14 protein-coding genes are annotated in these 13,025 nt (G+C 45.0%); 6 read left to right on the forward strand and 8 right to left on the reverse strand.

Annotated features, from left to right (window positions below):
• Positions 1 to 266: 266 nt before the first annotated feature.
• The 5 genes from J7545_RS04915 to J7545_RS04935 form a co-directional block, all read right to left on the reverse strand.
• The gene (locus J7545_RS04915) at positions 267 to 1,076 is read right to left on the reverse strand and encodes a Uma2 family endonuclease (RefSeq protein WP_318701275.1); all 810 of its coding nucleotides are present in this window, start codon (positions 1,074 to 1,076) and stop codon (positions 267 to 269) included.
• 65 nt (positions 1,077 to 1,141) lie between these two features.
• Positions 1,142 to 2,488 carry a replicative DNA helicase gene (gene dnaB, locus J7545_RS04920; protein ID WP_318701274.1) on the reverse strand — a complete coding sequence of 449 codons (1,347 nt, stop codon included), beginning with the start codon at positions 2,486 to 2,488 and terminating at the stop codon, positions 1,142 to 1,144.
• A 198-nt stretch (positions 2,489 to 2,686) separates the two neighbouring features.
• Positions 2,687 to 3,847, reverse strand: a complete 1,161-nt coding sequence (locus J7545_RS04925; RefSeq protein ID WP_318701273.1) for an FAD-binding oxidoreductase — start codon at positions 3,845 to 3,847, stop codon at positions 2,687 to 2,689.
• Between the two features lie 2 nt (positions 3,848 to 3,849).
• Positions 3,850 to 5,337: a cobyrinate a,c-diamide synthase gene (locus J7545_RS04930; RefSeq protein WP_318701272.1), complete on the reverse strand. Its 1,488-nt coding sequence runs from the start codon at positions 5,335 to 5,337 to the stop codon at positions 3,850 to 3,852.
• A 140-nt stretch (positions 5,338 to 5,477) separates the two neighbouring features.
• The gene (locus J7545_RS04935) at positions 5,478 to 6,605 is read right to left on the reverse strand and encodes a pentapeptide repeat-containing protein (protein WP_318701271.1); all 1,128 of its coding nucleotides are present in this window, start codon (positions 6,603 to 6,605) and stop codon (positions 5,478 to 5,480) included.
• 149 nt (positions 6,606 to 6,754) lie between these two features.
• On the opposite strand from J7545_RS04935, the gene J7545_RS04940 reads away from it, so the two are divergent.
• Positions 6,755 to 7,381, forward strand: coding sequence for a Uma2 family endonuclease (locus tag J7545_RS04940; RefSeq protein WP_318701270.1), 627 nt, complete (start codon positions 6,755 to 6,757; stop codon positions 7,379 to 7,381).
• Between the two features lie 5 nt (positions 7,382 to 7,386).
• On the opposite strand, the gene J7545_RS04945 is transcribed toward J7545_RS04940, so the two are convergent.
• The 3 genes from J7545_RS04945 to J7545_RS04955 form a co-directional block, all read right to left on the reverse strand.
• Positions 7,387 to 7,740: a DUF86 domain-containing protein gene (locus J7545_RS04945; protein WP_318701269.1), complete on the reverse strand. Its 354-nt coding sequence runs from the start codon at positions 7,738 to 7,740 to the stop codon at positions 7,387 to 7,389.
• A complete protein-coding gene (locus J7545_RS04950; protein WP_318701267.1) occupies positions 7,724 to 8,188 on the reverse strand; it encodes a nucleotidyltransferase domain-containing protein in 465 nt (154 codons plus the stop codon). Before J7545_RS04950 ends, J7545_RS04945 begins: the two co-directional genes overlap by 17 nt.
• Before the next feature lie 67 nt (positions 8,189 to 8,255).
• Positions 8,256 to 9,026, reverse strand: a complete 771-nt coding sequence (locus J7545_RS04955; RefSeq protein ID WP_318701266.1) for a DUF1350 family protein — start codon at positions 9,024 to 9,026, stop codon at positions 8,256 to 8,258.
• A gap of 218 nt (positions 9,027 to 9,244) precedes the next feature.
• Here J7545_RS04955 and gmd point away from each other — a divergent pair, with 218 nt between their 5' ends.
• From gmd to J7545_RS04980, 5 genes are all read left to right on the forward strand, one after another.
• Positions 9,245 to 10,273 carry a GDP-mannose 4,6-dehydratase gene (gene gmd / locus J7545_RS04960; RefSeq protein ID WP_318701265.1) on the forward strand — a complete coding sequence of 343 codons (1,029 nt, stop codon included), beginning with the start codon at positions 9,245 to 9,247 and terminating at the stop codon, positions 10,271 to 10,273.
• Between the two features lie 19 nt (positions 10,274 to 10,292).
• The gene (locus tag J7545_RS04965) at positions 10,293 to 11,243 is read left to right on the forward strand and encodes a GDP-L-fucose synthase (RefSeq protein WP_318701264.1); all 951 of its coding nucleotides are present in this window, start codon (positions 10,293 to 10,295) and stop codon (positions 11,241 to 11,243) included.
• Between the two features lie 119 nt (positions 11,244 to 11,362).
• Positions 11,363 to 11,728, forward strand: a complete 366-nt coding sequence (locus J7545_RS04970; RefSeq protein WP_318701263.1) for a hypothetical protein — start codon at positions 11,363 to 11,365, stop codon at positions 11,726 to 11,728.
• Positions 11,729 to 11,801: 73 nt separating this feature from the next.
• Complete coding sequence (locus J7545_RS04975) at positions 11,802 to 12,359, forward strand: 5-formyltetrahydrofolate cyclo-ligase (RefSeq protein ID WP_318701262.1); 558 nt, start codon at positions 11,802 to 11,804, stop codon at positions 12,357 to 12,359.
• 101 nt (positions 12,360 to 12,460) lie between these two features.
• Complete coding sequence (locus tag J7545_RS04980) at positions 12,461 to 12,829, forward strand: 2Fe-2S iron-sulfur cluster-binding protein (protein WP_318701261.1); 369 nt, start codon at positions 12,461 to 12,463, stop codon at positions 12,827 to 12,829.
• Positions 12,830 to 13,025: the final 196 nt, after the last annotated feature.

Raw genomic sequence — 13,025 nt, forward strand, 5'->3', positions numbered from 1 at the left:
ATTTTATATTCCTTCAGTAACTCTAAAACTTTGATAAACTCACTCTTCGGCACATTTGCACTACTAATATTAGTAGTTTTAAGGTTAAGTATTGTGTGGGACTCAGGTGAGCCGACCAAATTTCCTGGTATAATTGAGGGAGCATTTTAAGATTTCGTGGTCTCTACATAGACCCCTTTACTCTTTTACCGATCGCCGCCTCAAACCCTCACACTCTCTACCATCGAGCCTCCTTGTCACCCCTTGAGGTTTCGTCCTTAACGTTGTCATTTACTCAGACTATCTGGATTGATACCCAGTTGCTGAAGACGTTCTCTTAACTGTTGAATGGTCTGCTCTTGCTCTTCAACAACCGCTTCAGCGCGATCGGCTCTTTCCTGTTGGTGATCGCGTTCTAGTTCAGCTATATTTGCTCTTTCCTGTTGCTGTTCTTTTTCTTGATACTGGCGATCGCGCTCTAGTTCAGCCGTCTCTGCTCTCTCTTCTGGAGTCAGATAGCGCTTTCCGTTTTCATCATACCAATAGAGCCATTCTCTGGTAATTCCTTGATAAGTTCCTCGATCTGTACCGATGCCTAAATTGAGTTGGGATAACCAGACCGGTTCTCCAGATAATAATTCATATTCCCCCCCCTGGAGTTGATAAACTTCTAGCTTCTGTTTCTTTTTCCGTAGGGGATTATAGATTACATAGTAGAGAACTCCCAATTGGGCATATTTTTGTTTTTTCTCGCTATATTCTCCTCTTGGTGTTGTGGAGACCACTTCTAACACGAAAGTTGGAATTTCTCTCTCCTCCCAAAGAACATAAGATAACCGTAAACCTTCATCAACGATCCGAGGGACACCGATACTTAAAAAACCATCGGGGACAATAGCGGGTTGGTTCGGATCGGTGTAAACTCCCATATCCACGCCAAAGAACCAATCCATTCGCTCTGACCAAATGAGTGCGAGCATCGCTTTGAGGAGTGTGGGAATTAAATCTTGTAGTTCATTATCCACAGGAGTCTCATCCGAGTCTGGTAAATCCTGCGCCGAGGGTAAACTATTTCTGAGATGATATTTCAGTAGCATAAGTTGACGAGGAGTTTCTCTTTATTTTATCGCAGACTTTAGTTTATCCCATGACATACATTGATCTAATTGGGGGGTTTTGCCAAGTTGCGGAAGCGGGTAAATTCGGGGTCAAAGAGCAATTTAACGACTCCAGTAGGGCCATTGCGGTGTTTGGTGATGATCGCTTCGGAGATCGCGCGATCGGTGGTATCGGGATTATAATACTCATCTCGGTATAACATAATTACCAAATCCGCATCTTGCTCAATACTGCCGCTTTCCCTCAAATCAGACATCATCGGCCGTTTGTTAGTGCGCGACTCTACCGAACGACTGAGCTGAGATAAAGCAATAACCGGTACATTTAATTCACGTGCTAGCCCCTTAAGTTGCCGAGTAATTTTCGAGAGTTCTTGCACCCGGTTATCGCTACTTCCTTCCATCAGTTGCAGGTAGTCGAGCAGTACTAATCCGAGTTGTCCTTGTTCGGCTTGCAGTCGGCGAGCTTGCGATCGCATCTGAGTCACGGTCGTATTTGCCGTATCATCAATATAAATCGGCAACTCAGACAGATTAGTTTGCGCTTCAATTAAAGGCTCCCATTCCGTTTGACTAATCCGCCCTGACCTGAGACGATTACTTTCAATTCCCGCTTCACTAGAGAGCAAACGCAGCGCTAATTGCTCTTTCGACATTTCCAAACTAAAAATAGCGGCGGCCAAGTGACTCGTTTGGGCAATATTGTTCGCAATATTGAGCGCGAAGGAGGTTTTCCCCATTGACGGTCGTCCAGCAATAATAATCAAATCCGATCGCTGAAATCCCCCGGTCATCGCATCAAGATCGTAAAATTGGCAGGGCAAACCCGGTAAAATTTCTCCTGTACTTTGAGATTGGATTTCTTCATAGGTATGAGTTAAGGTTTCTGCTAAAGAAACGAGACCTTTTTGTACGCGATCTTGGGTGAGATTAAAGATTTTTTGTTCGGCTTGGTCGAGAATTTGTTTAATATCAGTCGCCGTATCATAACCCAACTGCACAATTTCATGACCTGCTGTAATCAGTTGACGACGCAGATATTTATCCATGACGAGTTTGGCATACTCGTCAATATTCACCGCGCTCACCGTACGGTCGAGCAGTTGTACCAGTTTGCTCTGACCGCCTACTTTGTCTAATAGGTTCTGGTCAGAGAGCCAACTGTTCACGGTCATAAAATCCGTTGGTTTCCCACTGTTGTGGAGAGTGAGAGTCGCTTGGTAGATTTTTTGGTGTGCGGAAATGGAAAAGGCTTCGGGGCGCAGAATATCCATCACCCGATTAATAGCTTCTGGGTCGAGTAGAATACCGCCGAGGATGGATTCTTCCGCCTCAATATTTTGGGGAGGAAGGGTGTCGGGAAGAGCTGGAAGGCTGGACTCGCTGACCATGGGAATAGGGAATGGGGAATAGGAAATAGTGCGATTCGTTCGCTAAACACTAGACTAACGTGTTAGTTTAGGGGATTAGCGGCAAAGTTAACTACCTATAGGTTGATTGGAGATCGCTATGAACCCACAAAAAAATAGTAGAACCTTGACAACGTGCCTCAAACCATAACCTAACTGTTCTAACCAACTCCTTCTCTGCTATAGGATAAATGGAGATAACAGGGGATCGGGAGTACCGATTAACTGACGAGCAAACCGGGGGGCGATCGCCGGAACTAAGGTAATGGGAGCGGTAAACCCAGAAAACACATATAGCCCTTCTCGTTTGGGTATTGCCCCCATAATGGCAAAATTCTGATGCACAAATGCCACTAAACAAGAATGCCAGGTTCCCGCCTCTTGAGCTAAAGAGGGTAAGATTTGGCCAACTTTTTGGCGAATTTCTTTCTCACTCCTTTGGGGATTAATCTGAGCCTGGGGATCGGTTACGGTGCGGCTCAATTGTCCTAATAATAATCTTCCCCCTAGAAACTGTACCGCACCAGTATCAACAATGGCAGGGGCTAACTCGTGTCCCGGTTCATCCCAAAGGAATTCCAATTCTGGACGACTTGAATAGGTTTCAAGCTGATAGAGTTGGGTTTGGGAAGGCATGATAAAATTAGACAAACGCTTGTCCGTGTTGACAATTTCTACTAATTCCGCATGGGTAAAATAAATAGGAATATCAATTCCAGCTTGTTTGAGTAGTTGTCGAGTCCATCCTCCAGCACAAACGACTACGTTTTTCGCCTGATAGGAGTCTTCGGAAGTCCTGATATGATAGGACCGATCCAGCTCCTTACCTAATTCCTGGACTTCCCCAATTTCCATGACTCCCCCTTGACGGATTGTCGCCTGTTGATAGGCTTGATTGAGGAGAATGGGGTTAACCTGAGCTTGCTGTAAGGTAAAAGCACTAACAATTGCCTCTGGATTCAGCAAAGGTTCGATTTCACAGGCTTCTTGGGGGGTTAACATCTGAAATGGATCGCTCATCTGCTGGTAAGCGGCGATCGTGTATTCCACATCTTGCCCTGGATCGACGGTAAACAGGAACTCTACTGCTCGAAATTCTGTATCCATACCTAATTCATTGGATAATTGCTCGTGTCTGGCTTTTCCTTCATGGAATAATGTTCCTCTGTCTCCCGAAGTGCCATACCAATGAACGCCTCCATAACTATAGTGAGTTGCCCGATCTCCATCAGTGCTTTGATCTAAAAGGAGTATCTCTAATCCTAGCTTACTGAGTTCATAGGCTAGAGCGCTTCCGGTAATGCCTGCTCCAATTACAATCCAATCATAGATTTTTGTCATTTTCACCTACTTCCTTCCCTAATTGCCAACATTTTTTGCACAAAGCGCTGAGGAATATCCCATCGATCGCCCCAGTGTAAATGCAAATAGGATGCATGAAGATTATAGATTTGCCATCCTTCGCTTACTGGGAGCGTATGGCGATCGTAGCCTTTTAATTGAAATAAGGGAAGGGCTTGATCTTCTATGCTGGGAAAAGGAGGAGTGAGTTGGGAGCGATGAAACTCATGGCCTTGAAGGGTTGTACCGGCTGCCACCAAGGGACTATCATGGAGAGTACTGGCTTTTCGATAGCCGAGGGTGAGCTTTTTCTCCAGGATGACATGAGATGGTAAAATTCCCACCATCTCCCAAGTTTTCCCTTCAAATGTGGTGAGATCTTGGCACAACACCATTAAACCGCCACATTCGGCATAGGTGGGCAGTCCGGCTAAGATGGCTTGGTAGATGGCATTCCGAACCGGTTGATTTTCCCACAATTGCTCTGCGAACATTTCGGGAAATCCTCCCCCGAAGTAGAGTCCGTCAATAGCAGGGGGAAGGGTGCGATCGCCTATTGGACTCCAGGGAACGAGTTCTACCCCTAGATGTTGCAGCAGATCTAAGTTATCGGCATAGTAAAAGCTGAAAGCCGGATCTTGGGCGATCGCTAATCGGACTTTAGGCTTATCGCGCTCCGCGCTAGGGAATAGGGAATAGGGAATAGGGAATAGGGTTGGGGTAGATGGATTTGAGGCTTGACTTTGTGCTGTATTTTTATCAAGTGCGTTCGATCCCTCAAAATCCCCCGATCTTCGGGGGATTTTGAGGAGTTGTTGCAACTTTTGCCAGTTAAAATGATGTTTGCCTAAATGGGCTAATCGGTCTAAAATCTCGTTCAACTGGGGGAGTTCAGCCGTGGGAATTAGCCCTAGATGGCGATCAGGAATGGTAATTTGAGTTTGACGGGGAAATACGCCTAAAATCGGCAGATTGAGGGGTTCTAGCGCCGCTTCCAGGTATTCTTGATGGCGATCGCTCCCCACCCGATTTAGCACAATTCCGGCTAAGTTAAGACTGGGGTCAAAGGTTTGGAAGCCATGGGCGATCGCGGCGACAGAATTGGACATCCGCCCGCAATCTAATACCAGCATCACCGGTAAGTTTAGCAGTTTCGCCACATGGGCGGTAGAGCCGAAATGGCGATCGTCCGGGTGACAATTATAGGGCAAGCCATCAAACAACCCCATCACCCCTTCCACCACCGCACAATCAGCCGTTTGCCCATGATGCAGATAACAGGTTTTCACCCATTCTGGAGAGGTTAACACCGGATCTAAATTGCGGCAGGGGCGACCCGTAATATAAGTATGAAACATGGGATCGATATAATCCGGCCCCACTTTAAACGATTGTACCGATACCCCTTGTTCTCGTAAGCTGGCCAAAAGCGCTAACGTGATGGTTGTTTTCCCCACTCCGGAGCGATCTCCCGCAATTATTAATCCCATAATCCCTTAAACATTAAAATTGTCCGATTTCCACCCATCTCCAAAGCTAATCTCTCTTCCTATGACTGTTCGCAATTGTCATTACAAATACTTCCATCTGGCATAATTGTCTGACAAAAAATAGCATCAGTTAGATTGATTTATTCAGCTCCTTCTAGATTAGCTTCGGTCAGATCTGCACCTCCAAAGTAAGGTTTAAATTTATCTTCAGAGCCATAACTATTGGTTAGAATAGCTTTAACTAGACATGCATCTTTAAAGGTAGCACAATATAAAGAAGTATTTTCCATATTCACTTCTCTTAAATTAGCTCTTGTTAAATAAGCACTTCTTAAATTGCAATCTTTAAGGTTAGCTCCCATCAGATTAGCATCTCTTAAATCGATATTATATAAACGAGAATTTTCTAAATTTGCAAAACTTAAGTTTATGCCAGATGTATAAGAACAATCTAACTGAGAAAAACTTAAATTTGCATGGGAGAAGTTAACATTGGTTAAACGCGAGTAAGATATATCAATACCGACTAAATTAGCATAAGACAGATCGATATCTTTTAACTCCACCCCATTAAAATCTCTTTCCCCTGCCTCATAGCACTCTAGCAGTTCTCTCGCCGTTATCGCATCTGGCATAATCGTGTTACAGAGAATCGCATCTTCAACATAGGCTCTTCTCGCACCTTTGAGATTGGCTCCAGTGAGATCGGCTCCTTCAAAACTTGCACAAAATAGTTCGGCATTCGTTAAAATAGCATTGATAAGACAGCAGTTATCTAACACGGTCTCATATAGCCTAATATTAGCTAGGTTGGCATTAGTTAAATTTGACCTCTCTAAACCGGATGCTGACAAAGAACAGTTTTTTAAGTTAGCTCCCATAAGATTAGTCTCAATAAATTCAGTACCCTCATCGAATTGTGTCCATTCTAAATTCACCAAACTTAAGTTAGCACCCTCAACTTCATTAAAATAACAGTTTTGTAAGTTAGCTCCAGTCAAATTTGCATCGTGCAACTGGGCATCTCCTAAATTGCCTTCTTCCAAATTCACCCAGCTAAAATCAGCACCAGATAAATCTGCCTCTTCTAGTTCCGCATTCCTCAAGTTAGCCCGCGCAAAATTACTTCCTCTGAGATCGCAAGAATTTAACTTAATATCTTCCAAATCAGCCGAAGCCAGATTAATCTCTCTTAAATCTAACCCGCTAAAATCTCGCTCTCCTTTCGCATAACGTTCTAACAACTCTTCCGCACTCATCGTTTCCATTTGGGCTTTTTCTCCTTCGTTTTATGCTAGTTTTATTGCTATTATGGCTCGCTCTGGCGGAAAACAGGCAATCTATTCCTCATTCTCATGCCAAAATCAGACGGTGTTAAGCTAAGGGATAGCAATATTTTCTGGGAGATTAACAGAAGATGGCGATCGCAGTTGAAGTCATAAAACCTCTTCAGGGCATGAGCCTAGAAGAGTTTCTATCCTACGATAACGACACCGATATATTGTATGAATTAGACAATGGGGAGTTAGTCGGGATACTTCCAGAGAGTGACTTGAATGAACGCATTGCGATCGCCTTACTCATCTATTTTTCTCAGGTTGGCGTGGCTCAAAGCTGTCTGCGGGTGAAGACGGAGGTAGTCGTCAGTGGAATGAAGCCAACCGTGCGTATTCCAGATTTGTCGATCTTATCAGACGAGGGAGTACAGGCCCTAGAGGGGGCGAGTCGTGCAACTGTGACGTTGGACATGCCACCGCCTCAGTTAGTGGTAGAAGTCGTCTCGCCAGAGAGTGTGAACCGGGATTATCGTTATAAACTGTCACAATATCAAGCCAGGGGAATCCCGGAATATTGGATTATTGACCCCATGGAGGATCGGGTAACGCTGTTGGTACTGGTTGATGGATTATATGAGTCGCGAGTGTTTACCGGTGAAGAAATATTAGAGTCACCGTTTTTACAAGGGATGGGAGGCGATACTCCTGCCCAGGCGCTTCGCGATCGCCGTTTGTCTGCCGCTCAAGTGTTGAGGGGTAGACAGTGATGCAGTCAGTGGATATCACCCTCAAGATCCATAAGGATTCTTTTAATCGCCAGATCTAGCCTAGGAATCTCACTGTTCACCACATCCCAAACGATATCATAATTAACTCCAAAATAATCATGAATCAACTTGTCGCGCATACCAGCAATTTGCTTCCAGGCAACATCAGAATACTGCGCTCTGAAGTCATAAGATAAATTTTTCGTCGCCTCACCAATAATCTCTAAACTTCTAACAAAAGCCCGTTTTAATGTCTCATTTTCAAGGAATAAAGCCTTATTCAATCCTTGGGAAGTCGTCAAAATATAGTGGGTTTCATCAAGGATATGCAGCAAATAATCCCTAGGTGAGCCAGACATACTCTACCTCCTGGAGAATCTTGTCGCCAAAGTGAGGACTTAGGGATTCTGGTGTGACCAAATCTACCTTGCGCCCAAACAAATCTTCTAGAAAGAAACAGAGATCCATAAAATTCCGAAATGTTTTTTCTTCTGGCTCAAACACTACGAAAACATCCACATCACTCTCATCATCTGCCTCCCCACGCTGAAACGATCCAAACACACCAAAACTTTTGACTCCATAAGTTTTAATCGTCTGACGGTGTGCCAAGATGGAGGACATTAGGTCTTGCTTCCTCCGTAGTGGTTTTATGGGATAATCTCCATTGTTTCCTAAAGACGAAGGTTCAAAAACCGGCTCGGTAACTTCTTCTAATTGATCTTCAAAATCGGTTAGATCGTGAGTATCCCAGAACTCAGCTAATTCTTTAATAGAGTCTGTTTGAGGGATTTTGGGCTGATTCATAGCTACTTCCATTTCTTGTATCTTTACATTTGGCTAGAAGCCCGGTTTCTTTAAGAAACCCGGTTTCTTAGAACACTGGATTGAGCCATCGCAAAATTTCGGATTTTAACCGGGTAATATCCTTATAAATAAATTCCTGTTTCACCCATTGTCCCATCGCATCTAGAGGACTAAATTCTCGTCCTGCTTGCCAATTAATATCTTGTCCAGTAGGCGTTAAATGATTACCGGGAAGTCTTTGTAAGGTCACCATCTGGGCAAACCTGGCTCGTAAAATTTCAATTAACCTCGAACTTTGATCGATATCGTCTTTCTGAAAGCGAATTAACAGATTGCGCCGGATCTGATAGTCTTTCTGGATCAAAACTTCTGTTTGTTCTGGAGAGGGAGTGAATTCCAATTGGAACATGCGGGCCAGATTGAGTTCTTCACCCAGGGGAATCGATTGATTAACGGGATAATTATTGTAGGCAATGAAAATATTTCCGGCACGATTGATTTTGGGCAAACTGCCGATTATCAGATGCAGTTTACAGCCCATACTATGGCCTAAACCGTAAATGGGTAAATAGCGTCGTCGCAGTTTTCCTAAACGCTCTAATTGAGTTAAGGTCTGATTGAATTGCTCTAAAACCGATCGCGCAATCTGATAATGATCGAAGGTATTGATAAAGGGGGTTGTAACGATAATATAGCCTTGAGCGGCGATCGCCTCCAATAACCAGCGATAGGTCACATGGGGCGCTGCGCCTATAAATGCACCGCCGAGAAAATGAACGATTGCGATCGGTCTTGGGGGCACTAATACCCAATTTTTATCAATCTCTAACCAGTCCATGATTTTATTTTTTACTATAGATTAACAGAGCAAATTGGGGTTTGGAAGATTTTAGAACCTGGCCTTCTCAGGAGCCACATGGGATGAGATCACCTTAAGAGCCAAGGATGGAATGTTAAGCTAGGTGGGGCGTTCTCTGAATGCCCATAACTCATAGGTTTTAGGGTCGGCATCAGGTACCATTAACTCTAACTTAAACGACGCAAGGAAGATTACCGATGACACAACGCAAGCGATCGCTGATTACAGGAATTACCGGTCAAGATGGTTCTTATTTAAGTGAATTCTTACTCGAGAAGGGGTACGAGGTTCACGGAATCATTCGCCGCAGTTCCACCTTCAACACCGATCGCATCGACCATATTTACATCGATCCCCATGAAGAACAAGCCCGATTTTTCCTCCACTACGGCGATCTCACCGATGGGACAACCCTCCGCCGGATCTTAGAAGAAATTCAACCCCATGAGGTCTACAACTTAGGCGCTCAATCCCACGTGCGCGTCAGTTTCGACTCCCCCGAATATACCGTTGATACTGTTGCCATGGGAACCCTACGGCTCTTAGAAGCCATTCGAGACTACCAACAGCGTACCGGCAATCAGGTCAGATTCTATCAAGCCGGATCGTCCGAGATGTTTGGGAAAGTCCAAGAAGTGCCTCAAAAAGAAACCACCCCCTTCTATCCCAGAAGTCCCTACTCCTGCGCTAAAGTCTATGCCCATTGGCAAACCATTAACTACCGGGAATCCTACAACTTATTTGCCTGTAATGGCATCCTGTTTAACCATGAATCCCCTCGTCGAGGTGAAACCTTTGTAACGCGTAAAATCACCCGTGCAGTGGCTCGGATTAAAGCCGGACAGCAAAAGAAACTCTATTTAGGGAACTTGGATGCCAAACGGGATTGGGGATATGCCAAAGACTATGTACGTGCCATGTGGCTCATGCTTCAGCAAGATGAACCGGATGATTATGTGATCGCCACCAATGAAACTCACTCCATTCGCGAATTTCTTGATATCGCCTTTACCCATGTGGGTTTAAGCTGGCAAGATTATGTGGAGTTTGACGAGCGCTATTTACGTCCTGCGGAAGTGGATTTACTCATTGGTGACCCTAGTAAAGCCAAAGAAAAGCTGGGTTGGGAACCTTCCGTTACCTTCGAGGAGCTAGTAAAATTGATGGTGGACTCCGATCGAGAAGTGCTAGAGAAAGCCAAACAGTTGGGCAATGGATTTGACTAAGGCAGATTGAGGAAAAAAGATGACCACCATAGAATTGCAAGATAAGCGGATTTTGGTCACAGGAGGCGCGGGATTTCTCGGTCGTCAGGTGATCGAGCAGCTAGAGGGAGCTGGAGCGAATCAAAATCATATTACCGTTGTGCGATCGCGCGAACACGATCTTCGGCAAATGAAGGCCTGCGAGCAAGTTGTCCAAAATCAAGATATCATCATCCACTTGGCTGCCCATGTGGGAGGAATCGGTCTCAACCGGGAGAAACCGGCAGGACTGTTTTACGATAACTTGATGATGGGAACCCAGCTCATCCATGCGGCTTACCAAGCGGGTATCGAAAAGTTTGTCTGTGTGGGAACCATTTGCGCCTATCCGAAATTCACCCCCGTTCCGTTCAAAGAAGAAGACCTCTGGAACGGCTACCCGGAAGAAACCAACGCTCCCTATGGGATTGCCAAAAAAGCGCTCCTGGTTCAGCTCCAATCCTATCGGCAACAATATGGGTTGAATGGCATTTTCCTCTTGCCCGTAAACTTATATGGGCCAGAAGATAACTTCGATCCGAGTAGTTCCCATGTGATTCCCGCCTTAATCCGCAAAGTCTACGAAGCTCAACAACGGGGAGATACAACCCTGCCTGCTTGGGGAGATGGCTCGCCAAGTCGTGAGTTTCTCTATTCCACCGATGCTGCACGGGGAATCGTGATGGCCACTCAGAAGTACAATGACTCTGAACCCGTGAACTTAGGAACTGGCTACGAAATCACCATCCGCGATTTAGTCGAACTGATTTGTGAGTTAATGGAATTCAAGGGCGAAATTATCTGGCAAACGGATAAACCCAATGGTCAACCCCGCCGATGCTTAGATACCCAACGGGCAAAAGACTGGTTTGGGTTTACGGCGAATATGGAGTTTCGCGAAGGGCTGAAACGCACCATTGACTGGTATCGCACTCATGGAGAGGCGGCATAGTGTCGTGACCGCCTAAAATGGTGCATTAGAAAAGATGGGGGAAAGGAGGAAAAAGGGGCAATACAGAAAGCCTCTTATCCCTCCATCCCCTATCGTTTTGATGTTTAGGAATAATACGAATGAATCCTTTCTTAAAAAATGTAGTTACTTTAACCGCTCTGGCAGCCGTTGTTGATGGTTCTGCCAATGCTGAAGAAAAGAAATTGATTGTCGATCGCCTGGCCCATAAACTAGAAGTGTCTCCAGATCTGGTTTATGAGGAGCTGGATCGGGCGATCTCTAAGGTGCAAGAAGCAGCGAATAACCCCACTCTGGCACTCCAGTTAGCCTATAAAGCCTTACGCACGCTCCCCTTCCATCAACAAACATTTGCCTTTGATGTGGCCAAAGAAGTCATTGATGTTAATGGCATAGAACCCGATGAAAGCACGTTTATTTGGGCCTTATTTCGGTTAGTTTTCCCGGAATCATCAGGAGAAGCGTAGACCGATCGTGAATAATGAATAATTAACCAATTGTTCATTATTCATTGTTAATGATTAATTGTTAATGGATTGAATGGATAAACGACAACTTCGTAAACAGCTCCTCGCTGCCCGCGAGTCCCTGTCTTTAGAAGACTGGAAAACAAAAAGCGATCGCCTCTGCCAAACCCTGAAACAGGCTCCCCTGTTTCAGCAAGCTCAAACCATTCTCGCCTATTGGAGTCATCGCCGAGAACCGGATCTGAGTGCTTTGTGGGGCGAACGGCAAGTTTGGGGATTACCTCGAACCGTGGGAAAATCCCTCTCCTGGCATGTCTGGAAGCCTTCAAAACCCCTGCAAGCGGGAAAATATGGCATTTTTGAACCTCATCCAGATTCTCCCGTGCTACAGCCCCAGGATGTGGATTTAATATTGGTTCCGGCCGTGGGCTGCGATCGCCAGGGATATCGTCTAGGCTATGGGGGTGGATACTATGACCGGTTGCTGAGTTCAGAGGATTGGCAGTCTATTCCCACGATGGGTATGATCTTTGATTTTGCTTGGGTTGAGCAACTGCCCGTAGATGATTGGGATATAGCCTTAAAAGGCGTTTGTAGCGATCGCCAATTTTGGCAAACAACCGATTCTTGAATCCTCACCAGGCTGAAGTCAAAAATTTCCCTCTTTGATATCGAGATCAATGAGGTTCAATGAGATAATAGATTCCACAGATAAAAACTTGAACGGTAACCATGACCCAGATTTACACCATTAAAATTCATAATCGCCACACCAACCAACACCACACTCTGCAAGTCCCCGATGACCGCTATATTCTCCACAATTGCGAAACTCAAGGGGTGGGTTTGCCGTTTTCCTGTCGCAATGGTGCTTGTACGACTTGCGCGGTGCGTATCCTCTCTGGAGAAATTTATCAACCAGAAGCTATGGGACTCTCTCCCGACTTGCAAAAACAAGGTTATGCTCTCCTGTGTGTCAGTTATGCCAGATCCGATTTAGAAGTGGAAACTCAGGATGAAGATGAAGTATATGAACTGCAATTTGGGCGCTATTTTGGCAAAGGCAAAATAGAAATCGGCTTACCTCTAGAAGATGATTAAACCCAGAAGTGTTGAATGTTGACATAAAACTTTACATTCAACTGAAGAAAAGTCCCTAGGGCGTGTCATCAATTAAAGGTCTTGACAAAATAGAGATTGTGTAATCTACAAGGATGGCGATCGCTATGCTAATAAAATAACTGAGGCTACCCAATAAATTCCTCCGAGAAAGTTGACTGAACGTTTGTCATACCTA

This window comes from Roseofilum sp. SBFL (assembly GCF_017746885.1).
GTDB lineage: Bacteria > Cyanobacteriota > Cyanobacteriia > Cyanobacteriales > Desertifilaceae > Roseofilum.